Raw genomic sequence first — 22313 nt, 5'->3', positions numbered from 1 at the left:
ACCCGGTGTTCTCACGTAAGCATCGGGTATTTCTTACGACGTTAATGGCTGTTTCATCTCATCTTCGTTTGCTTGCTTTACTCCCCCTCATTCCGGTCGGAGCCGTTCACGGTGCGCCGAATTCCTTTGTGCAGCAGGCACAGAACCCCTTTGATAACAACGGGGATAATCTGCCCGATCTCGGCATGGCGGCGCCCACGACCGAGGGCGAAAAACATCTGGCAGAAATGGCGAAAGCGTTTGGCGAAGCCAGTATGACCGATAACGGCCTGACGACAGGCGAGCAGGCGCGTCAGTTTGCCTTTGGCAAGGTGCGTGACGCGGTGAGCGGCGAAGTGAACCAGCATATTGAATCCTGGCTTTCGCCGTGGGGGAATGCCAGCGTGAACTTGCTGGTGGATGACGACGGCAAATTTAACGGCAGCAGCGGCAGCTGGTTTATTCCGTGGAACGATAACAACCATTATCTGAGCTGGAGCCAGCTTGGCCTGACGCAGCAGACTGACGGTCTGGTGAGCAATGCCGGCATTGGGCAGCGCTGGGTTGCCGGAAAATGGTTGCTCGGCTACAACACCTTTTACGACAACCTGCTGGATGAAAACCTGCAGCGTGCCGGGTTAGGTGCGGAAGTATGGGGCGAGAACCTGCGTCTGTCTGCGAACTATTATCAGCCCTTTGCCGGCTGGCGCGATCGCTCTGACATTCAGGAGCAGCGCATGGCCCGGGGGTACGACGTGACCGCTAAAGCGTGGCTGCCGTGGTTCCATCACCTGAATACCAGCGTCAGCTTTGAGCAATATTTTGGTGATAACGTTGACCTGTTCAACAGCGGTACCGGTTATCACAACCCGGTGGCGGTCAATCTGGGGCTGAATTATACCCCCGTTCCGCTGGTAACCCTCACCGCCGGGCATAAGCAAGGGGAGAGTGGGGTGAGCCAGAATAATCTTGGCCTCAAGCTCAACTACCGCTTTGGCGTGCCGCTGGTGAAGCAACTTTCTGCCAGTGAAGTCGCCGCCACCCGTTCTCTGCGCGGCAGTCGCTATGATTCGCCAGAGCGGGATAACCTGCCGGTGATGGAGTTCCGCCAGAGCAAAACGTTGTCCGTCTACCTGGCGACACCGCCGTGGGATCTTAAAGGGGGCGAAACCGTGATGCTTAAGCTGCAGATCCGCAGTAAGCACGGGATTCGCCAGCTTCACTGGCAGGGAGATACGCAGGCGCTGAGTCTGACATCGCCGGCCAACAATACCAGCGAAGACGGCTGGAGCGTGATTATGCCTGCCTGGGATGATAGTGAGGGCGCGAGCAACCGCTGGCGGCTTTCGGTGGTGGTCGAAGATAATGATGGCAAGCGCGTCTCGTCCAATGAGATCACGCTGGCTGTGGCGCAACCGCTTGTGGCATTACCCACCGACGATCCGCGCTGGAAGCTGCTGCCGGATGAGTAATGCTTAAAAAATACGTTCCTGGTGTACCCATACCGCGGCTTCAACCCGCGATTTTAACTTCATTTTCTTCAGCATATGTTTCACATGCACTTTGACCGTGCTTTCGGTGATATCCAGGCGACGCGCAATCATTTTATTCGGCAGGCCCTGGGCAATCAGCTTCAGAATATCGCGCTCACGCGGCGTCAACTGACTGACATCGCGATCCGAGGTGGCGCGGTTTGCCCGCAGGCTGGCGGCCAGCACCGGGGTTAAGGCTTCGCTCAGTACCATCTCACCCGCGGCGGCCTGTTGCAGGGCCTTAAGCAGGTCTTCCGGCTCCATATCTTTCAGCAGGTAGCCGTCCGCGCCACGCTTGAGCGCCGTCACAACATCCTCTTCATGGTTCGAGACGCTAAAGACCACTACGCGTCCGGAGAGCGATTTTTCCCGCAGCTTGTCGAGCGTTTCCAGACCGTTCATGCCCGGCATGTTGAGATCGAGCAGGATCAGATCGGGATCAAGCGATTCGGCAAGCTCAATGCCCTGTTCGCCATTGCTGGCTTCGCCAACGACGGTGATATCGGGTGCCATGCTGACCAGCTGTTTAACGCCAGTACGCAGCATCGGATGGTCGTCGATCAACAGGATGGATGCCGGTTCCTGATTAGTCATGGGTTTCTCCTTGAGCAGTTGTGAGCGGTTTGTCGGGAATAAAGGTGACCACGACTTCCGTGCCACCTGTCTCTCGCCGGCGAACCTGGCAATCACCGCGCAGGCTTTGGGCGCGGTCTCGCATGATAATTAAACCATAATGGTTAGTTCTTTCGGCATTTTCCGGCACGCCGCAGCCGTTGTCATGAACCGTGAGCCTGACCTGATTATCGTGCTGGCTGACGGTAACGGTGACCGCCGTCGCGTCAGCGTGTTTGAGCACGTTGCTCAGGGCTTCACGGGCGATCTGCAGTAGATGAATCGCCTGATGGGAGGGGACAAACCGCGGCGGCAGCTGATAATCAAGCTTCACCGGGAACCCCAGTCGGGCGCTAAATTCATGGCAACTGGACTCCAGCGCGGGGCGCAGGCCAGGCTCGGTCAGCTGCAGGCGGAAGGTGGTTAATAGCTCGCGAAGCTGAATCCATGAGGTATTGAGTTCGTTGCGGATCTGGCTCAGCAGCTGTTTGTTGCTTTCCGGCATCTCCGCATCCTGCATCTGCAGACAGCTGACCTGCATTTTCATACAGGAGAGCGACTGGGCGATGGAGTCATGCAATTCGCGCGCGATAGTCGCACGCTCTTCCATGACGATCAGCTGCTGTTGCTTTTCCTGATGGCGGTCGAGCGCCAGCGTAGCGGTCAGCTGCTCGACCAGCGTATCGACCAGCTGCTGCTGATCGTGGCTCAGATGCCGCCCGGCGGGCAGCGTGGCCAGCAGGATACCGTACTGGGTATGGCTGTCCGTCAGTCGCCACTTCAGCGTCGTACCGCCGGAGGTCAGGGGCGGCAAGCCTCGCGGGCAAAGATGACAGCCTTTGTCATCGCAGGACATGTCGGACTGACAGGTAAATTCCTGATGATTATCTTCATCTTCAACATCGTAGACCCGCAGCTCCAGGTCATGCAGCAAGGTCAGATTTTGCAGGCCATTCAGCACCGGCGAGAGGCGTTCACATAACGGCACCTGCATATGCAGACGACGGTTGGCCTGCCACAGGAAGGAGAGGATTTCGTTTTTCTGCTCCAGCCCTGCCGTTTTCTCCTGCACGCGTTTTTCCAGCACGGCGTAGCTTTCGGAGAGTTCTTCCGACATGGTATTGAGCGCCTGGCCCAGCATCGCCATTTCATTACGCCCGCTGATATGCGTGCGCTGAGTAAAATCACGTGCGGTCACCGCGCGGGCCATCGCCAGCAACTGTTTCCAGGGGTTCAACAGCCGGGCGCGCAGCCAGAGGATGGTGAAAATCAGCAGCAGCCCCATAAACAACGCCATGGCACGGTGAACCATCAGCACCCGGTCGATACGCAATTCGGTGGTCTGATCGAAAGAGGAGACCAGCGCGTCAATACGCGACACAAAGCCCGCGACGTCCCGTGCTACGGTCTCAGTATTGCGCGCCTGTTTCAGACCAGGCTGAAGCTGGGTGTGCCAGTAGTTTTGCAGGGATTTAAGCTGTGATTCCTGCCCGTCACGGATGGCGGCACGTTCCAGCTCCGGGCTGAACGCGGTACGCTCCATTTCGTCGATCAGAGGCTGATCGTCTTCCGTCAGCGGTACCGACGCCAGCAGGCGGTAACTCTGCATGCGCAGAGAGCCTGCCTCGTTGATGGCATGCGCATTACCCTGTACGCCCTGTACCAGCCAGCCAGAAATCGCCATACCGGTCACACCGAGGGCGGTGGACAGCATAACGATCAGTGCCAACTGGTTAACCAGTGTTAGCGGAGATAAACATCTTTTTAACATAGAGTTGCCGGGCTCCTGACGTGGCCTGCTTGCAGGAATGGCGCTATTCTGGTGCATACCCAGGAGTATACCCATACCAATAAAGGATTACCCCTAAATTGCCAACGGAGTAAGCGGCAGGAGGAGGCGGTATCAGGGACGCTTCAGTGCCGTGAAAAACCACGTCTTTTTTACTGAAATAGCCTACTCACTAAGGATAAGGGCTTTTTTCGCGCTGTAAAACCTCCCACTTTTCCTTTGATTTATATCAACTTACCGCCGCCCTAAAACCCTAATGTTTGCAGCATCATTCGAGAATCAGAGGTGTCTATGAGTCACTCATCCGCTCCCGAAAGGGAAAATGGTGCCGTTATTACTGAATGGCGTCCAGAGGATCCGGCGTTCTGGCAACAGCGCGGCCATCGTATAGCGAGCCGGAATCTGTGGATTTCCGTTCCGTGTTTGCTGTTAGCGTTTTGCGTATGGATGTTGTTTAGTGCAGTGGCAGTCAATCTGCCAAAAGTGGGTTTTACCTTTACGACCGATCAGCTGTTTATGCTGACCGCGTTGCCGTCGCTGTCCGGTGCGCTGCTGCGCGTCCCTTACGCGTTTATGGTGCCGGTGTTTGGTGGTCGTCGCTGGACGGCGTTCAGTACGGGCATCATGATCGTACCTTGCGTGTGGCTGGGTTTTGCGGTGCAGGATACCTCCACGCCTTTCAGCGTGTTCGTGATTATCTCCCTGCTGTGCGGTTTTGCTGGCGCTAACTTCGCCTCCAGTATGGCGAACATCAGCTTCTTCTTCCCGAAAGCGAAGCAGGGCGGTGCGCTGGGTATTAACGGCGGTCTGGGAAACATGGGCGTAAGCGTGATGCAGTTAATTGCACCGCTGGCAATCTCTGTCTCCATTTTTGCAGCCTTTGGTGGCGGTGGCGTCGAGCAGGCGGATGGTTCTTCCCTGTACCTGCAGAATGCGGCGTGGATTTGGGTTCCGTTCCTGGTGGTCTTCACCCTGGCGGCATGGTTCTTTATGAACGATCTGTCGGCATCTAAGGCTTCGCTGAGCGAGCAGTTGCCGGTGCTGAAACGCGGGCACCTGTGGGTCATGGCGCTGCTTTATCTGGCAACCTTCGGGTCGTTTATCGGTTTCTCCGCAGGCTTTGCCATGCTGTCCAAAACACAGTTCCCGGAAGTGCAGATCCTGCAGTTTGCCTTCTTTGGTCCGTTCATCGGTGCCCTGGCGCGTTCACTGGGCGGGATGGTGTCTGACCGTCTGGGCGGAACACGCGTGACGCTGGTGAACTTTGTGATCATGGCTGTTTTCTGTGCGCTGCTGTTCCTGACGCTGCCCGCCAATGGCCAGGGTGGCAACTTTACCGCCTTCTTCGGCGTGTTTATGGTGCTGTTCCTGACGGCCGGTCTGGGTAGCGCATCGACCTTCCAGATGATTTCCGTTATCTTCCGTAAACTGACGATGGATCGCGTTAAAGCGCAGGGCGGAAGCGAAGAGCAGGCCATGCGTGAAGCCGCGACGGATACGGCTGCTGCACTGGGCTTTATCTCTGCCATCGGCGCAATTGGCGGTTTCTTTATTCCGAAAGCGTTCGGTATCTCTCTGGACCTGACCGGCTCTCCGGCAGGAGCAATGAAAGTCTTCCTCGTTTTCTATATCGCCTGCGTAGTGATTACGTGGCTGGTATATGGCCGTAATACCAAAAAAAATAAGTAAGTGTGATTATCCGTTTGCGCGGCCTTCGGGCCGCGTTTTTTTATTACTACAGTAGTTACAACATACTGATGGCGTTTGAGGAACAATGCCTGCGGGTAACACTGTGATCGCCATCGCTTTACAGGGCGTTCTACCCCTTAATACCTGAGATGTTAAATTTAGCCCTGCTTTTTGTACGATAAATTATAAATATCATTATAAATCAATAGATTATAAAAATTAAAAATCTACCGCTTTGGTGGTATCCGATCTAATACCCCACCTGAAACTCCCTCTCCGCCTTGATCGTTATCAATTCTCGCCATCTATCAGAGCGTTACCTTCGCTGCAAATCAGCAATGTCGATTTAGAGAGCCACAGGCTCCACACAGGAGATACCCGATGAGCAAATTTTTGGACCGGTTTCGCTACTTCAAACAGAAGGGTGAAACTTTTGCCGATGGGCACGGCCAGGTTCTGGAGACCAACCGGGACTGGGAAGACGGTTACCGTCAGCGCTGGCAGCATGACAAAGTCGTCCGTTCGACCCACGGCGTGAACTGCACTGGCTCATGTAGCTGGAAGATTTTCGTTAAAAACGGCCTGGTGACATGGGAAATGCAGCAGACCGACTATCCGCGTACCCGTCCGGATATGCCAAACCACGAACCTCGTGGCTGCCCGCGTGGTGCAAGCTACTCCTGGTATCTGTACAGCGCCAACCGTCTGAAATACCCTCTGATGCGCAAACGCCTGATGAAAATGTGGCGTGAGGCGAAAGTGCTGCACAGCGATCCGGTTGATGCCTGGGCATCCATTATCGAAGATGCCGACAAAGCAAAAAGCTTTAAGCAGGCGCGCGGTCGCGGTGGTTTTGTTCGTTCTTCCTGGAAAGAGGTCAACGAACTGATTGCCGCTTCAAACGTTTATACTGTCAAAACCTACGGACCGGACCGCGTCGCGGGCTTCTCGCCTATCCCGGCGATGTCGATGGTCTCTTACGCCTCAGGTGCTCGTTATCTGTCGCTTATCGGCGGAACCTGTCTGAGCTTCTACGACTGGTACTGCGACCTGCCGCCAGCCTCTCCGCAGACCTGGGGCGAGCAGACCGACGTGCCGGAATCCGCTGACTGGTACAACTCCAGCTACATTATTGCCTGGGGCTCTAACGTTCCACAGACCCGTACGCCGGATGCCCACTTCTTCACGGAAGTGCGTTACAAAGGCACCAAAACCGTTGCGGTGACCCCGGACTATGCGGAAATTGCCAAGCTGTGCGACCTGTGGCTGGCCCCTAAACAGGGTACCGACTCCGCGATGGCGCTGGCGATGGGCCACGTGATGCTGCGTGAGTTCCACCTCGATAAACCCAGCCAGTACTTTACTGACTATGTCCGTCGCTATACCGACATGCCGATGCTGGTCATGCTGGAAGAGCGTGATGGCTACTATGCAGCGGGCCGCACACTGCGTGCCGCCGATCTGGTGGATGCGCTGGGTCAGGAAAACAATCCTGAGTGGAAAACGGTCGCCTATAACAATAACGGCGAGCTGGTGGCACCCAACGGCTCTATCGGTTTCCGCTGGGGCGAGAAGGGCAAGTGGAACCTCGAGCAGCGTAACGGTACCACCGGTGAAGAGACTGAACTGCGTCTGAGCATGCTGGGTAGCCAGGACGAAATTGCTGATGTGGGCTTCCCGTACTTCGGCGGCGAAGGGTCCGAGCATTTCAACAAAGTTGAGCTGCAGAACATCCTGATGCATAAGCTGCCGGTCAAACGTCTGCAGCTGGCGGATGGGTCGACGGCGCTGGTGACCACCGTGTATGACCTGACGCTGGCCAACTACGGCCTGGAGCGCGGCCTGAATGATGAAAACTGCGCAACCAGCTACGACGACATCAAAGCGTATACCCCGGCCTGGGCAGAGCAGATCACCGGCGTGCCGCGTGGACACATCACCCGTATCGCCCGTGAATTCGCTGAAAATGCTGACAAGACGCATGGCCGTTCAATGATCATTGTTGGTGCCGGTCTGAACCACTGGTATCACCTTGATATGAACTATCGTGGCCTGATCAACATGCTGATCTTCTGCGGTTGTGTGGGTCAAAGCGGCGGCGGCTGGGCGCACTATGTCGGCCAGGAAAAACTGCGTCCGCAGACGGGCTGGCAGCCACTGGCGTTTGCCCTCGACTGGCAGCGTCCGGCGCGTCATATGAACAGTACGTCTTACTTCTACAACCACTCCAGCCAGTGGCGCTATGAGACGGTAACGGCCCAGGAACTGCTGTCGCCAATGGCGGATAAATCCCGCTACAGCGGCCACCTGATCGACTTCAACGTCCGCGCTGAACGCATGGGCTGGCTGCCGTCTGCACCTCAGTTAGGGACTAACCCGCTGCGCATTGCCGACGAGGCGAAGAAAGCGGGCATGACCCCGGCGGATTACACCGTCAAGGCACTGAAAGAAGGCACCATTCGCTTTGCGGCCGAGCAGCCTGAAAACGGCAAAAACCATCCGCGTAACCTGTTTATCTGGCGCTCTAACCTGCTGGGCTCCTCCGGTAAAGGCCACGAGTACATGCTGAAATATCTGCTGGGTACTGAAAACGGTATTCAGGGGAAAGATCTGGGCAAGCAGGGCGGCGTGAAACCAGAAGAAGTGGAGTGGAAAGACAACGGTCTGGACGGCAAGCTGGATCTGGTGGTGACGCTGGACTTCCGTTTGTCCAGTACCTGCCTGTATTCCGATATCGTGCTGCCAACCGCTACCTGGTATGAAAAAGACGACATGAATACCTCGGATATGCATCCGTTTATTCATCCGCTGTCTGCAGCCGTTGACCCGGCGTGGGAATCCAAAAGCGACTGGGATATCTACAAAGATATCGCGAAGAAATTCTCCGAAGTGTGCGTAGGACATCTGGGCAAAGAGACCGATGTGGTGACCCTGCCGATTCAGCACGACTCTGCAGCCGAACTGGCGCAGCCGCTGGACGTGAAGGACTGGAAAAAAGGCGAGTGTGACCTGATCCCGGGCGTGACAGCGCCGCACATTATTCCCGTTGAACGTGACTACCCGGCAACGTACGAACGCTTTACCTCTATCGGCCCGCTGATGGAAAAAATCGGTAACGGGGGTAAAGGGATTGCGTGGAATACCCAGAGCGAAATGGACCTGCTGCGTAAGCTCAATTACACCAAAGCGGACGGCCCGGCCAAAGGCCAGCCAATGCTGAACACGGCCATTGATGCTGCAGAAATGATCCTGACTCTGGCACCGGAAACCAACGGTCACGTGGCGGTGAAAGCATGGGCGGCACTGAGTGAGTTTACCGGTCGCGATCATACCCATCTGGCGACGAATAAAGAGGAAGAGAAGATCCGCTTCCGCGATATTCAGGCTCAACCGCGCAAAATTATCTCCAGCCCGACCTGGTCTGGCCTGGAAGATGAACACGTCTCCTACAATGCTGGCTACACCAACGTTCACGAACTGATCCCATGGCGTACCCTGTCCGGTCGTCAGTCCCTGTATCAGGATCACCAGTGGATGCGCGACTTCGGTGAGAGCCTGCTGGTTTATCGTCCGCCAATCGATACCCGCTCCGTGAAAGCGGTAATGGGTACGAAATCGAACGGTAACCCGGAGAAGGCGCTGAACTTCCTGACGCCGCACCAGAAGTGGGGCATTCACTCCACCTACAGCGACAACCTGCTGATGCTGACGTTGTCCCGCGGTGGCCCGATTGTGTGGATGAGCGAGACGGACGCCAAAGATCTGGGCATTGAAGATAACGACTGGATCGAAGTGTTCAACAGCAACGGTGCGCTGACGGCGCGTGCGGTTGTCAGTCAGCGTGTCCCGGCCGGGATGACCATGATGTACCACGCGCAGGAACGTATCGTTAACCTGCCGGGTTCTGAAATCACCGAGCAGCGCGGCGGCATTCACAACTCCGTGACCCGTATTACGCCAAAACCGACGCACATGATCGGCGGCTATGCGCAGCTAGCCTACGGCTTTAACTACTACGGCACGGTAGGATCTAACCGCGATGAGTTCGTGGTGGTACGTAAGATGAAGAATATTAACTGGTTAGACGGCGAAGGTAATGACCAGGTACAGGAGAGCGTAAAATGAAAATTCGTTCACAAGTCGGCATGGTGCTGAATCTGGATAAATGCATCGGCTGTCATACCTGCTCAGTCACCTGTAAAAACGTCTGGACCAGCCGCGAAGGGATGGAGTACGCGTGGTTCAATAACGTGGAAAGTAAACCCGGCACCGGCTTCCCGACCGACTGGGAAAACCAGGAGAAATGGAAGGGCGGCTGGATCCGTAAAATCAACGGTAAACTGCAGCCGCGCATGGGTAACCGTGCGATGCTGCTCGGTAAAATCTTCGCCAACCCGCATCTGCCTGGCATCGATGATTACTACGAGCCGTTTGATTACGACTACCAGAACCTGCACAACGCGCCGGAAAGCAAACATCAGCCGATCGCACGTCCACGCTCGCTCATTACCGGACAGCGTATGGATAAGATCACCAGCGGTCCAAACTGGGAAGAGATTCTGGGCGGCGAGTTCGAAAAACGCGCCAAAGACCAGAACTTCGAGAACATGCAGAAGGCGATGTACGGCCAGTTCGAAAACACCTTCATGATGTATTTGCCGCGTCTGTGCGAGCACTGCCTTAACCCGGCGTGCGTGGCGACCTGTCCGAGCGGAGCCATCTATAAGCGTGAAGAAGATGGCATTGTGCTGATCGACCAGGACAAGTGCCGCGGCTGGCGTATGTGTATTACCGGTTGCCCGTACAAAAAAATCTACTTCAACTGGAAGAGCGGCAAGTCTGAGAAGTGCATCTTCTGCTATCCGCGTATTGAAGCCGGTATGCCAACCGTCTGCTCTGAGAGCTGCGTGGGCCGTATTCGTTACCTCGGCGTGCTGCTGTACGACGCGGACGCGATTGAAAATGCAGCCAGCACCGAGAACGAGAAAGATCTCTATCAGCGTCAGCTGGACGTCTTCCTCGATCCTAACGATCCGAAAGTGATTGAGCAGGCGCTGAAAGACGGCGTTCCGCAGAGCGTGATTGACGCTGCGCAGCAGTCTCCGGTGTACAAAATGGCGATGGACTGGAAGCTGGCGCTGCCGCTGCATCCGGAATACCGCACGCTGCCGATGGTCTGGTACGTGCCGCCGCTGTCTCCGATCCAGTCTGCTGCGGATGCGGGTGAGCTGGGCAGCAACGGCATTCTGCCAGACGTGGAAAGCCTGCGTATCCCGGTTCAGTATCTGGCAAACCTGTTAACCGCAGGGGATACCCAGCCGGTCCTGCTGGCGCTGAAACGTATGCTGGCGATGCGCCACTACAAACGCGCTGAAACCGTTGACGGTGTTAACGATACCCGTGCACTGGAAGCGGTAGGTCTGACCGAAGCCCAGGCGCAGGAGATGTACCGTTACCTGGCGATTGCCAATTACGAAGACCGTTTCGTGGTGCCGAGCAGCCACCGAGAACTGGCTCGCGAAGCCTTCCCGGAGAAAAATGGCTGTGGCTTTACCTTTGGCGATGGATGCCACGGTTCAGACACGAAATTCAATCTCTTCAACAGCCGCCGCATTGATGCCCTGGATGTGACGAGCAAAACGGAGCCGCACCAATGATTGAACTTGTCATTGTTTCGCGTCTGCTCGAGTACCCGGATGCTGCGCTTGCGCAGCATCAGCAGGAGCTCTTTGATGCACTCGCGTCATCTGAAAATCTTGAGAAAGAGGATGCCCAGACACTGGCCGTTTTCCTCCGGGACCTGTTAGCGCGCGATTTACTGGATGCGCAGGCGGATTACAGCCAGCTGTTTGACCGCGGACGCGCGACGTCGCTGCTGCTGTTCGAACATGTTCACGGTGAGTCACGTGACCGCGGTCAGGCGATGGTTGACCTGATGGGACAGTACGAGCAACACGGCCTGCAGCTCGACAGCCGCGAGCTGCCGGACCACCTGCCGCTCTATCTTGAGTATCTGGCGCAGTTGCCTAAAGAGGAGGCGCTGGGGGGGCTGCAGGACATCGCGCCGATCCTGGCGCTGCTCGGCGCACGACTTCAGCAGCGCGAGAGCCGTTACGCGGTGCTGTTCGACCTGCTGGTGAAGCTCGCCAACGCATCGGTCGACAGTGAAAAAGTTGCGGAGAAGATCGCCGATGAAGCCCGCGATGATACGCCACAGGCGCTGGATGCGGTCTGGGAGGAGGAGCAGGTGAAATTCATGGCTGACCAGAACTGCGGTGAGTCTGAAATCTCCGCTCACCAACGTCGTTTTGCCGGAGCCGTTGCCCCGCAATATTTGAATATCTCTAACGGAGGACAGCAATAATGCACTTCCTGAACATGTTCTTCTTTGACATTTACCCGTATATCGCGGGCACCGTGTTCCTGGTGGGAAGCTGGCTGCGTTATGACTACGGCCAGTACACCTGGCGTGCTGCCTCCAGCCAGATGCTCGATCGCAAAGGGATGAACCTGGCTTCTAACCTGTTCCACATCGGGATCCTGGGGATTTTTGCGGGTCACTTCCTCGGAATGCTGACGCCGCACTGGATGTATGAGTCATTCCTGCCGATTGAGGTGAAGCAGAAAATGGCGATGATTGCCGGCGGTGCCTGCGGCGTGATGACGCTGGTGGGCGGTTTACTGCTGCTCAAACGCCGTCTGTTCAGCCCGCGTGTTCGCGCGACTACCACCGGCGCGGACATTCTGATTTTGTCCCTGCTGATGGTGCAGTGTGCGCTGGGTCTGCTGACCATTCCGTTCTCGGCTCAGCATATGGATGGCAGCGAAATGATGAAGCTGGTCGGCTGGGCGCAGTCTGTGGTGACTTTCCACGGTGGTGCGTCTGAGCACCTTGACGGTGTGGCGTTTATCTTCCGCGTGCACCTGGTGCTCGGGATGACGCTGTTTGTGCTGTTCCCGTTCTCTCGTCTGGTGCATATCTGGAGTGCACCGGTGGAGTATCTGACGCGCAAATATCAGATTGTTCGCGCCCGTCGCTAATTCACTGAAAACCGACACGGGAGCAGGACGCTCCCGTTAATTTCAGATTGTGTAAAGAAGGGGCTCCTATATTATTAGCGGTTGGATTAGCTAGTGAAGGGAGCACTGGTGTGGGTCAATCAACAGAGCCGGAAATTTCGGCCGCAATAAAAATTATCTCAACAGGCATTGCCTTGCCTGCTGAAAGACTGACATCCAGCGATCTGGATTCATGGTTAGGAAAACCGCCTGGCTACGTTGAAAAACGGTCCGGTATTCTTACCCGCTACCACGCTTCTCACACCGCCAGCCAGGCCGGGCTGGCCGCACAGGCGCTACATAACGCGCTACATGCCGGAACGATATCACCTGATTCCATAGACCTGTTGATTTGTGCATCGGCTATTGCCATACAAGCGCTTCCCTGCAGTGCGGTTCATATTATCAAGGCGGCGGGTATGCCCGCGGGTATGGCGGGGTTTGATATTAACAGCAGCTGTGTCAGCTTTATTTCCGCTTTAGAAGTTGCTGCAGGTTTATTGAATACAGGCGCATACCGTCGCATCGCCATTGTTTCAGCTGATTTAGCATCGCGCGGCATTGACTGGAGCCACGAAGAGTCTTCGTTGATTTTCGGTGATGGTGCGGCGTGTGCGATCGTGGAGCGTGGTGACGGCAACAGCGGGATTATAACAAGCCTGATCGAGATGTACCCGGATGGCAGCGAACTCTGTGAAATCCGTGCGGGAGGAACGCGTCGCAACCCCAGAGCGGGCATGAGCGACAGTGATTTTATGTTCCATATGCAGGGTAAGGCGCTGTTCCGGTATGCCTCTTCGCTGATTGATGACTACTTCGCGCGGCTGCTGGGAAAATGCGGTCTGCAACTGTCGGATATCGGTACCGTCATTCCGCATCAGGCCAGCCATCTTTCTCTTGAACACATGCGTAAGCGGCTGGGCGTCCCTGAATCCATCTTAATTGATGTTTACCGTCACTACGGCAACCAGGTGGCCGCCTCCATCCCTACGGCGCTGCATGAAGCGGTAACCCATGGTCGTTTCACGCCGGGAAAACCCGCGATGCTTATTGGTACTGCAGCAGGCCTGACGCTGGCTGGCATGGTACTTATGCCATGAAGATCCTGGTGACAGGGGCAACCAGCGGGCTGGGGCGTAACGCTGTCCACTATTTGCTGGAACGTGGCTTTAGCGTAGTGGCGACGGGGCGTAATCAGGTCGAAGGTGCACATTTAAAGCATGTGGGCGCGACGTTTATCCCTCTCGACTTGTCCCTGGCGTCTCTGGACCAATGCGCCAGGCTCATGGAGGGGTGCTATGCCGTGTGGCACTGCGCAGCGAAATCTTCTCCCTGGGGAGGGAGGGACGCTTTCTGGCAGGCTAACGTCATTGCAACAAAAAAACTGGCGATGGCTGCGGGCACCGCGGGCATTCCGCGTTTTGTCCACATTTCTACCCCTGCGGTCTACTTCGATTTTCAACATCACTACGATCTTCCGGAAACCTACCTGGCGAACACATTTTCCAGCCACTATGCCAGCAGCAAACGTGCAGCCGAACGCATCATTGAAGATGCGGTGGCAAACTTCAGCGCGACAACGTTCATCATTTTGCGCCCGCGTGGGCTTTTCGGTCCCCATGATAAGGTGATCGTTCCTCGCCTGCTGCGTCAGCTCCATCAGGACGGAGGGGTACTGCTCCTGCCCAGGGGAGGAGAAGCGCTTCTGGATTTGACCTTCGTACAAAACGTGGTCTTTGCTATGGAACGTGCAACCTTGGGCCAGCCTCTTTATTCCGGCAGCATCTATAACGTGACCAATCACCAGCCGCAGCGGCTGGTTGATATGCTTGACGCGTTGCTGCGTCAGCAACTGGGGTTACGCTACCAGATCCGGTCAATTCCCTGGCCGGTGGTGTCACTGGCCGCGCGTGGCATGGAATTAGTCGGAAAGTGCATCAATAAGGAACCTCCCGTCACCCGTTACAGTGCGGGAACGGTTTGTTTCGATATGACGCTGAGCGCTAAAAAAGCCGTAGAGGAGTTGGGCTATACCCCTCGCTTTTCAATGGCAGAAGGCATCGCGCTAACGGGAGAATGGCTGAGGACGAATGGCAAAGATTACCGCGTTTGAAACAGGATATTGCACCCATATCGGCTGCATGGCTCTAAAAGGCGCTGGTCTCAGGGTGTGCAAATTTCCCGCTCGAGCCTGGCTCCTGGAGGTCGGTTCACACCGATGGCTATGGGATACCGGCTATTCCTCCTGGTTTGAACACTACACGCGCTCGGGCATTTTTCGCATTTACCGGCAAGTCACGCCGGTCTATTTCGACCCCAAACAGTCCCTGGCTCAACAGCTTTACGCACAAGGCCTGGTCGGGGGCGATATCGATGCGATTATCTTGTCGCACTTCCATGCCGATCACGTCGCAGGGTTGCGTGATTTCCCCGATGTTAGCTGTATTTGTTCTGGTGAGGGCTGGCAGCAGGTGAGAGCGCTGAGAGGATTTGCCGCCCTGCGTCAGGCATTTGTGCCAGGACTTTTCCCCTCCGGGTTTGAGTCGTCATTGCGCTTCATTGAAGGTTTCGAAACCCTGAGGCTGCCCGAGGCGCTTGCTCCGTTTGAGCGGGGCTATGTTTTGCCGGACAGTCAGGGCGAAATTATTTTGATCCCGCTTGCAGGCCATGCGGCCGGACACTTCGGGGCATTCGTCCTGACAGAGGACGGCTGGACACTTTTGGCCGCAGATGCGGCCTGGTCTCCTGACAATTACCGGGAGATGCGCGGTCCTTCACGGCTTGCCAGTCTGGTGATGTCCGATCCCTCTGCTTATTACCAGACGCTCCGGCAACTCAATCAACTCTGGAAAAACGGTAAAGTGGATATTCGTCTGTGTCATGAGGGCGATTTGTGAACCTCATTATGTTGATGTGGCGCTATTTCTGCACCCGCAGACGGCGTTTTACCGAACGTGAAAAACTGGAGAGATGGCAGGAAAAAAAACTGCATCGCTTCAGGCGGAACGTGTTATCGAAAAGCCCATGGTTTCAGCGATTTCGCGCGGTGCCGTTCGGACAGTGGCCGCTGATGGACAAGGCGTTGATGATGACGCATTTCGATGAAATGAACACTGAAGGTCTTAAGCGTGACGCGCTGATGGCCTGCGCGCTGAAAAGTGAACAGAGCCGGGACTTCAGTCCGAAAATAGGCCGATTTAGCGTGGGCCTGTCATCAGGTACTTCCGGCAGACGTGGGTTATTTGTTGTCAGTCCGAAGGAGCAGCAAATTTGGGCTGCAGGTATGCTTGCCAGGGCCTTACCGGACGGTCTTTTTGCCCGGGAACGGGTTGCACTGTTTCTGAGGGCAAATAATAACCTTTACCAGAGTGTGAGCAGCCGCTGGTTGAGCCTGGAATTTTACGATTTACTGGCGCCGTTTCAGCCGCAATTGCGCCATGTAGAACAGTTTTCTCCGACGATCATTGTTGCCCCCGCACAGGTATTACGTGCGCTGGCGCTGGCGGTACTGGACGGAACGCTGCAGCTGAATGTCAAAAAGGTGATTTCTGTCGCCGAAGTTCTGGAGGAACAGGACAGGGCACTTATCCACCAGGTATTTGGTAGCGTGGGTGAAATCTACCAGGCAACAGAGGGTTTTTTAGCTTCAACCTGTTCTTTTGGGACGTTACATCTGAACGAGGAATTTATTCACGTTGAGCCCCACTGGCTGGATGAGAAGCGCTTTACGCCTGTTATCACCGATTTCACCCGCAGCACGCAGCCCATCGTCCGTTACCGCCTTGATGACATACTGGTTGCCCGCGAGGCGCGGTGCTCGTGTGGAAGTGCGGCGCGCGCGATTGAGCGTATTGAGGGTCGACAGGACGATCAACTCCTTCTCCCGGATAGCACGGGCAAACCGCAGGTTATTTTTGCCGACCCCTGCAGCCGCGTGCTGGCCGTCACGCTCCCACTTACCGCAGACTATCGCCTGGTACAAACAGAAGCAGAGAGACTGTGTCTTACCGCGGATTGTGACGCAGCAATACTTCCTCACTGCCGCGACGCGCTGAATGAGCTGTTTACGTTACAGGGAATAGACACTTCCCGGCTGGTATGGGTGCTGCAGTCCCGAAGCGTATCACCGAACTTTGACGCAAAACGACGGCGCATAGTCCGTGAATGGGGAAAAGAATGAGTGAATTTCTGCAACGCCTCAAGCAGATGCTAGTGGGGTGGGGGTCGGTCGGGGTCGTTTATTCGCTTTGCGACAGGTTACAGGGTGAAGGTTATCGTTTAACCCCACTACGGGTTGACGCGTTAATTCCCTTTTCGCCTGATGCGGTGTGGCTCTACTTGTCCTTTTTCTTGATTGTCCCGTTGGGATATTTATTAACGCCGTATGACCGAGTGCGGTGGCTTGCCCGGTCCATGCAATTTTCGGCGCTGGGGGCAGGCATCATATATCTGTTATGGCCGACCACCATGGTGCATCCCACGCTGGCAGGAGAGGGTGTTTCTTCCAGAGTCTTGGGGTGGCTGGTCTCTGTCGATTCCCGTCAAAATTGCTTTCCCTCTTTGCACGCTGCGCTGACGGCACTCGCCGTCTGGGCGATAGCGGCAGGGCGTTTACGCTGGATGGCGGTTGCAAGCGTCATCTGGGCGTGTGCTATTGCTTACTCTATCCTTCAGCTGAGAAGGCATCTGTTTATTGATTTAATGGCGGGTGTTTTGCTGGCAGGGGCCAGTGTATGGCTGGCAGGGCATCTGGACGTGCGCAGACAAAAATATAAAGGAATACCCGGTGAGTGAACTCCTGTTTCCCGTTCTTTTTATGCTGTTTTTCGTGTGTGCTGAGGCCTGTATTCTTCAGTTCACACGGCGGCAGAATATTGACTGGCTCGATATCATTTTCAATCTCAATTCCGGGCACATTATGCTGTGGTTTTTCCGGTGCCTGGAGGTGCTTTGCTACGGATTTGTGCTGGAACACTTTAGCCTGAATCTTTTTGAGGGATGGCCTGCCGTCGGGGTATGGCTCTTTACATTGTTAGCATGGGACGTTGGTTTCTACTGGCTTCATCGTCTCCATCACCAGCTTCGGCTACTGTGGGCTGTTCACGTTGTTCACCATCAGGGGGAGAACTATAACCTGTCGCTGGGGGTGCGAAATTCCTGGTACTCGTCATTAACGTCAATCCCTTTCTTTTTGGTGTTAGCGCTGGCTGGCGTACCGCTGAGTGTCTTTCTGGCGGTTTCCATCGTGCATTACAGCATTCAGTTTTTTAACCATAACGCATTAACGCCAACGCTGGGGTGGCTAGAAAAGGTATTTGTTACCCCGACACATCATCGCGTTCATCACCTTAATAATAAGCGCTATGCCGATACCAACTACGGTGGCACCTTTATTTTCTGGGATAAATTATTCGGTACGTTCTGCGAGATGCCCTCGCAGGAGAAGTCGACCTATGGGGTAAAAGGCAGGAAGCCATCGTTAAACCCGATGCAGGAAAGTAATCTTCCTTTTTTGCAAATGGCAGGTATTTTTAAAACGGTTCGCCTCCGACATCGCCAGTTTGACTGTTCGATATTAATGACAGGTGTCGGGGCTATTCTGTTGTTTGCGCTTGTTCTGGGCTACATCCAGCGCTACGGATACAGCATAGATAACGTGGGTGCTGCGCAGTCCCTGTTGTTTATATTGCTGGCAGCTGGCTCTGTCGCATTGGGTGGGATCAGCGAGGGGCAGCGCTGGGGAGTGATGATGTGGTGTCTGGTCACGCTCTCTTTACCGCTGCTTTTCTTGGGTTATTGGGGCTGGAATCACGTCTATTGGGTTGCAGTTATGGCGGCACTGGCCGCACACGGTATTGCACTCACCTATGGCCTTGGGCGCAGAACAAAAAGGGGGATAAGTGAACCAGTTTAATCCTGACAAGCGGTTGACCTTTCCCGCCGATCCCCCCGGGCTGGTTGCAGCACTTCACAGCGAAACACGCGCGTTGTTAACAGAACGGGGCGATCATCGCTATGCAGATGGCCGAATGCTGGTTAAAACAGTGATGCTGGCTGGTGGTTGTATTGGAAGTTATGCGTTAGCGCTTCATCAGAGTGACCTGCCCCTGTATTTTTCATGGTATTTTGCCGCCATCGTTTTCGCGATGTTGCTGACCGTGAACGTCGTGCATGATGCGTCTCATAATGCCTTTCTGAAAGGTAAAAAAGCTAACGCGTGGGTAAACCGTATTGTCGCTATCCCACTCGGCCTGGATCCCGATTGCTGGCGCGTTCGCCATGTCAGATTTCATCATGGATTCACCAACATAGAATGTTACGATCCGGACACCGCAGAAAATGGTCTTATGCGCCAGACGCCCTGGCAGCGCTGGCGCCCCTTTATGCGGGCGCAGCGCTACTACTGGCCGTTGGTCGCCGCATTAACCTTCCCCTGGTATATCTGGATTGTTGACTGGCTCGACAGAGGGGGATATACACCGGTGACGCCTCATCTGGCGCAGCAGGGTATTATCGGCTGGACGTTTTTTTTGACGGGTAAAGCCTTGCACGCAGCGTTCAGCCTCGTGTTACCCATGTGGTTGTTGGCCGACAGATTTAGCGCCGGTTCAATTTTGCTGACCTATATGCTCTGTCAGATGATCTCTTCTCTGATATTCGTCATGCTCGTCATCGGGACGCACTGGGCAAAGGGCAGCGCTCAGCTCCCCCCTGACGGGGGTAAAATGGCTCAAGGCAGGCTTTCCCATACCTTTGCAACGACCTTTGACTGGTCGACACGGCCCGCGTTCATGGGTTACTGGCTGGGTGGCCTCAATCTTCATCTGACTCACCATCTTTTCCCGCACTGGAGTCATCGCCATTATCCTCAGTTGAGCCGAATCATCGAGGATGTCGCCGCGCGAGAAGGGCTGGATTATCGACGGCTCACCCTCGCCGATTTAATGTCTCTCCAGCAGCGTTTTCTCAGGCGCATGGGTGAACGCCCTGAGCGACACGGAGAATGGCCGTGAAGATTATGGTAACCGGAGCATCGGGTTTCATTGGCGGGGCTTTTATCCGGCGTTTTGCCGATACTGACGGCGTTTCGCTGTGCGGCGTCGGGCGCCGTGAACATGTCGCGTTGCCCGCATCAGTTGAGTATTACGCACTTGGGTTAGACCAGCTTCATACGCTAGATGTCGTACCCGATGTGGTTATTCACGCGGCAGGAAGGACTTCGCCCTGGGGTCGTGAGCACGATTATTACCGGGATAACGTTGAGACGACCCGGCATGTTATCGATTTTTGCCGTCATCGTGGCTTTCCACGACTCATATTTATTTCAAGCGCGGCGGTTTATTACCGTTTTGCGCACCAGCCAGGACTGCGTGAATGTGATGCTATCGGCCCCGAATTTAGCAGCCAATATGGGCGCACAAAACGTCAGGCAGAGTGCCTTGTTGAGACGTATCAGGGTGAGAAAACCATTTTTCGCCCTTGTGCCGTATTTGGTGAAGGCGATCGCTTGCTCTTACCGCCTCTGTTGGCTGCGGCTAAAAAAGGAAAGCTGCCCTCTATCCTTAGCCGCGGTGTAAAAGTGCAGGCCGACATTATGCACGTCGATGTGCTAGGGGATTACCTGATGCGTGCCGTGAAACGCAGTCATCTCCGCCCGTGTTATAACATCTCCGCCAGTCAATCTGTCGAAATCCATCGGCTGTTATGTGACGTCTTGCAGCAGTTGGGTTTGCCTCAACCGCATAAAACCGTGCGCCTGGGAACAGCGATGTGTTTTGCTGGCATACTTGAGAGGCTGTGGCGCTGGCTGCCGTTGCCGGGAGAACCCCCGATTACCCGTTTTGGCGTTGCCGTCTTTGGCTATACTAACACCCTGAATGTTACGCGTATGCTGGATGACTTTGGTCCACCATCAATGGATTTTGACGTCAGCCTGCGTACGTTTTTAGAACAACTCAAGGAAGAGCGCCTGTGTTAATTATCGCAATAGCATGGCTGGCCATTCTGCTTTTCAAAGTCTGTATCACGCAGAAAATGCTTACAGCCACAAGGGATAACATCTCTCGCTCTTTCAGCGACATTACGGTCATGCAACCCATACTCAGCGGTGATCCTGCGTTAGAGACGGTGTTGGCCGCGAGTCTTCAAAATTTGCCTGGCGCAACGTTTCTTTGGCTGACTGACGTGGACGACGCGGAGGCCGCAAGGGTAACGCAGCGGTTGCAGACGCGTTACCCTCAGAGCGCTATTCATATCTGCGCATACCCTGAAGCGCCGGAAGGGATAAATCCAAAGTTATATAAGCTTGAGCAAGGAAGAAAGCAGGTTAAGACCCTGACGGTCCTGATTTTAGATGACGATGCGGTACTGACGGCGACATCGCTAAACACGATGCTTGCCGCGCTTGATGATCATTCGCTTGTCACCGCGCTGCCCTGGTATGTGGCTACCGACAACTTACCGTCGCGACTGCTGGCACAATTTGTTAATGATAACTCAGCGCTGACGTATCTGCCGTTGCTGCCTTTTGTCAGACCGTTAACGCTAAATGGCATGTGCTACCTGTTACCTTTACGTGTGCTGGAAAACGTGGGGGGATTTTCGCCCATCCTTCGACATCTGACCGATGATCTCGCGCTGGCAACGCTTCTTACTCAGCAAGGGGTAAACATCGTACAGTCTGTCGCGCCTGTGAGCGTACAAACCAGCGTACCTGACGTCAGACGGTATTTTCGTCAGATGCACCGCTGGTTTTTGTTCGCCACATTGTTGATGCGTGAGAAGCCTGCTGGTACGAATCTGGCAATCTTTCTTCTTCAGGGTTTACATCCGTTACTGCTTTGGGCGATGGTGGTGCTCGCATTCAATGGGGGGATAAATTGCGTGTTACTGGCGGTGGTCCTTCTCGTTCGCCACGTTGCCTTGCGCCGTATACAGCGTTTAGTGTCAGAGACTATTTCCGCAAGGCCGGTGATGTCGGTGTTATCAGAGCTGTTGCAGCCTGTGCATTTAATCCATGCCTTGTTCAACCGGAATATTCACTGGCGTTCGCGTCGCTATCGCGTTTTCAGTAATGACCGCTTCAGCTCATTGTGACCGGCATGCGACTTAACATCGCTTTTATCACGGGAAGAAGCCGTCCCGGCAACCTTGCGCTCAGCCCGGTGCAGAGTTTGTTCCTCCAGTCTTTGCTGACGGAGGGGGCCATGCCTGTCACTGAAAATTTCCCCTGGATACCTCAAACCCAGCCATGGTGTGATACGGGTTTATTGCGTGCAAGTTGCAGCAATGCGCGGGACTACCTCACTTCTCGCAGGGCAGCGTTTGGCGAGCGCTATCGAAACATTGCGATCGCGTTGCTGGAATCGGCGGATCACACGCTGTTACTTTCCGGAAGCTGTGGATTGGAACTCTTTAATAATCTTCACCTGCCGTCCTCAGTCCTGTCTCGCGTGAGTATTTTTGCTTACGGCCCCGTGGCTCGTCAGCGTCCTGACTGCCATCATCTTTTGGTTCAGGGGCAGCAAGACTGGATTTCTCGCCTTTGGTTTCACCAGGCGGACGAGCGCATACCCTGCGGTCATATGGACTATCTCTCGCAGCCGGAGCTGGTCTGTTTATGTCAGCGATTTATAAATCAAATACGGAAATAG

The 22313-nt window shown here is 55.0% G+C and carries 18 protein-coding genes; 16 read left to right on the top strand and 2 right to left on the bottom strand.

The features are described 5' to 3' along the window. Positions 1-44 precede the first annotated feature (44 nt). Positions 45-1451: a YchO/YchP family invasin gene (locus tag BH714_RS08925; protein WP_040017701.1), complete on the top strand. Its 1407-nt coding sequence runs from the start codon at positions 45-47 to the stop codon at positions 1449-1451. A gap of 3 nt (positions 1452-1454) precedes the next feature. Here BH714_RS08925 and narL read toward each other — a convergent pair whose 3' ends face one another. Together narL and narX are read right to left on the bottom strand one after the other, a co-directional pair. Continuing rightward, positions 1455-2105, bottom strand: coding sequence for a two-component system response regulator NarL (gene narL / locus BH714_RS08920; protein ID WP_003856701.1), 651 nt, complete (start codon positions 2103-2105; stop codon positions 1455-1457). Beyond that, the gene (gene narX, locus BH714_RS08915) at positions 2098-3894 is read right to left on the bottom strand and encodes a nitrate/nitrite two-component system sensor histidine kinase NarX (RefSeq protein WP_040017700.1); all 1797 of its coding nucleotides are present in this window, start codon (positions 3892-3894) and stop codon (positions 2098-2100) included. The genes narL and narX overlap by 8 nt, the downstream gene beginning before the upstream one ends. A 309-nt stretch (positions 3895-4203) precedes the next feature. Between narX and BH714_RS08910 the strand changes: the two genes are divergently transcribed. The 15 genes from BH714_RS08910 to BH714_RS23575 all read left to right on the top strand — a co-directional run bounded on the left by BH714_RS08910 (position 4204) and on the right by BH714_RS23575 (position 22313). Then, positions 4204-5601, top strand: coding sequence for a NarK family nitrate/nitrite MFS transporter (locus BH714_RS08910; protein WP_020882361.1), 1398 nt, complete (start codon positions 4204-4206; stop codon positions 5599-5601). Positions 5602-5982: 381 nt separating this feature from the next. Continuing rightward, positions 5983-9726, top strand: coding sequence for a nitrate reductase subunit alpha (locus BH714_RS08905; RefSeq protein ID WP_020882362.1), 3744 nt, complete (start codon positions 5983-5985; stop codon positions 9724-9726). Beyond that, positions 9723-11258 (top strand): nitrate reductase subunit beta, encoded by a 1536-nt coding sequence (gene narH / locus BH714_RS08900; RefSeq protein WP_040017699.1) that lies wholly within the window; start codon positions 9723-9725, stop codon positions 11256-11258. Before BH714_RS08905 ends, narH begins: the two co-directional genes overlap by 4 nt. Continuing rightward, entirely contained in the window at positions 11255-11965 is a 711-nt protein-coding gene (gene narJ, locus BH714_RS08895; protein WP_040017698.1) for a nitrate reductase molybdenum cofactor assembly chaperone, read from the top strand. The genes narH and narJ overlap by 4 nt, the downstream gene beginning before the upstream one ends. Continuing rightward, positions 11965-12642, top strand: a complete 678-nt coding sequence (gene narI, locus BH714_RS08890) for a respiratory nitrate reductase subunit gamma (protein WP_014170469.1) — start codon at positions 11965-11967, stop codon at positions 12640-12642. The genes narJ and narI overlap by 1 nt, the downstream gene beginning before the upstream one ends. Positions 12643-12752: 110 nt before the next feature. Then, positions 12753-13760, top strand: a complete 1008-nt coding sequence (locus tag BH714_RS08885) for a 3-oxoacyl-[acyl-carrier-protein] synthase III C-terminal domain-containing protein (RefSeq protein WP_047356811.1) — start codon at positions 12753-12755, stop codon at positions 13758-13760. Then, on the top strand, positions 13757-14773 hold the full coding sequence (locus BH714_RS08880; protein ID WP_040017697.1) for an NAD-dependent epimerase/dehydratase family protein: 1017 nt from the start codon (positions 13757-13759) through the stop codon (positions 14771-14773). Before BH714_RS08885 ends, BH714_RS08880 begins: the two co-directional genes overlap by 4 nt. Then, positions 14751-15557, top strand: coding sequence for an MBL fold metallo-hydrolase (locus BH714_RS08875; protein ID WP_040017696.1), 807 nt, complete (start codon positions 14751-14753; stop codon positions 15555-15557). The genes BH714_RS08880 and BH714_RS08875 overlap by 23 nt, the downstream gene beginning before the upstream one ends. A gap of 8 nt (positions 15558-15565) precedes the next feature. Then, positions 15566-16840, top strand: coding sequence for a F390 synthetase-related protein (locus BH714_RS08870; RefSeq protein ID WP_040019042.1), 1275 nt, complete (start codon positions 15566-15568; stop codon positions 16838-16840). Continuing rightward, the gene (locus BH714_RS08865) at positions 16837-17454 is read left to right on the top strand and encodes a phosphatase PAP2 family protein (protein ID WP_040017693.1); all 618 of its coding nucleotides are present in this window, start codon (positions 16837-16839) and stop codon (positions 17452-17454) included. Before BH714_RS08870 ends, BH714_RS08865 begins: the two co-directional genes overlap by 4 nt. Further along, on the top strand, positions 17447-18574 hold the full coding sequence (locus tag BH714_RS08860; protein ID WP_040017692.1) for a sterol desaturase family protein: 1128 nt from the start codon (positions 17447-17449) through the stop codon (positions 18572-18574). Before BH714_RS08865 ends, BH714_RS08860 begins: the two co-directional genes overlap by 8 nt. After that, positions 18561-19673, top strand: coding sequence for a fatty acid desaturase family protein (locus BH714_RS08855; RefSeq protein WP_040017691.1), 1113 nt, complete (start codon positions 18561-18563; stop codon positions 19671-19673). The genes BH714_RS08860 and BH714_RS08855 overlap by 14 nt, the downstream gene beginning before the upstream one ends. Further along, positions 19664-20638: an NAD-dependent epimerase/dehydratase family protein gene (locus tag BH714_RS08850; RefSeq protein WP_040017690.1), complete on the top strand. Its 975-nt coding sequence runs from the start codon at positions 19664-19666 to the stop codon at positions 20636-20638. The genes BH714_RS08855 and BH714_RS08850 overlap by 10 nt, the downstream gene beginning before the upstream one ends. Continuing rightward, a complete protein-coding gene (locus BH714_RS08845; RefSeq protein WP_040017689.1) occupies positions 20632-21756 on the top strand; it encodes a glycosyltransferase in 1125 nt (374 codons plus the stop codon). Before BH714_RS08850 ends, BH714_RS08845 begins: the two co-directional genes overlap by 7 nt. Then, positions 21753-22313, top strand: a complete 561-nt coding sequence (locus BH714_RS23575; RefSeq protein WP_165602356.1) for a hypothetical protein — start codon at positions 21753-21755, stop codon at positions 22311-22313. The genes BH714_RS08845 and BH714_RS23575 overlap by 4 nt, the downstream gene beginning before the upstream one ends.

This window comes from Enterobacter ludwigii (genome assembly GCF_001750725.1).
Classification (GTDB): Bacteria; Pseudomonadota; Gammaproteobacteria; order Enterobacterales; family Enterobacteriaceae; genus Enterobacter; species Enterobacter ludwigii.
The sequence above is the reverse complement of the archived record's forward strand: the minus strand, read 5'-3'. Positions and strand labels throughout refer to the sequence as shown.

Bases quoted from the DNA above. Each gene is read 5' to 3' on its own strand.
- BH714_RS08925 (WP_040017701.1), top strand. From the start codon at position 45: ATGGCTGTTTCATCTCATCTTCGTTTGCTTGCTTTACTCCCCCTCATT.
- narL (WP_003856701.1), bottom strand. From the start codon at position 2,105: ATGACTAATCAGGAACCGGCATCCATCCTGTTGATCGACGACCATCCG.
- narX (WP_040017700.1), bottom strand. From the start codon at position 3,894: ATGTTAAAAAGATGTTTATCTCCGCTAACACTGGTTAACCAGTTGGCA.
- BH714_RS08910 (WP_020882361.1), top strand. From the start codon at position 4,204: ATGAGTCACTCATCCGCTCCCGAAAGGGAAAATGGTGCCGTTATTACT.
- BH714_RS08905 (WP_020882362.1), top strand. From the start codon at position 5,983: ATGAGCAAATTTTTGGACCGGTTTCGCTACTTCAAACAGAAGGGTGAA.
- narH (WP_040017699.1), top strand. From the start codon at position 9,723: ATGAAAATTCGTTCACAAGTCGGCATGGTGCTGAATCTGGATAAATGC.
- narJ (WP_040017698.1), top strand. From the start codon at position 11,255: ATGATTGAACTTGTCATTGTTTCGCGTCTGCTCGAGTACCCGGATGCT.
- narI (WP_014170469.1), top strand. From the start codon at position 11,965: ATGCACTTCCTGAACATGTTCTTCTTTGACATTTACCCGTATATCGCG.
- BH714_RS08880 (WP_040017697.1), top strand. From the start codon at position 13,757: ATGAAGATCCTGGTGACAGGGGCAACCAGCGGGCTGGGGCGTAACGCT.
- BH714_RS08875 (WP_040017696.1), top strand. From the start codon at position 14,751: ATGGCAAAGATTACCGCGTTTGAAACAGGATATTGCACCCATATCGGC.
- BH714_RS08870 (WP_040019042.1), top strand. From the start codon at position 15,566: ATGTTGATGTGGCGCTATTTCTGCACCCGCAGACGGCGTTTTACCGAA.
- BH714_RS08865 (WP_040017693.1), top strand. From the start codon at position 16,837: ATGAGTGAATTTCTGCAACGCCTCAAGCAGATGCTAGTGGGGTGGGGG.
- BH714_RS08850 (WP_040017690.1), top strand. From the start codon at position 19,664: ATGGCCGTGAAGATTATGGTAACCGGAGCATCGGGTTTCATTGGCGGG.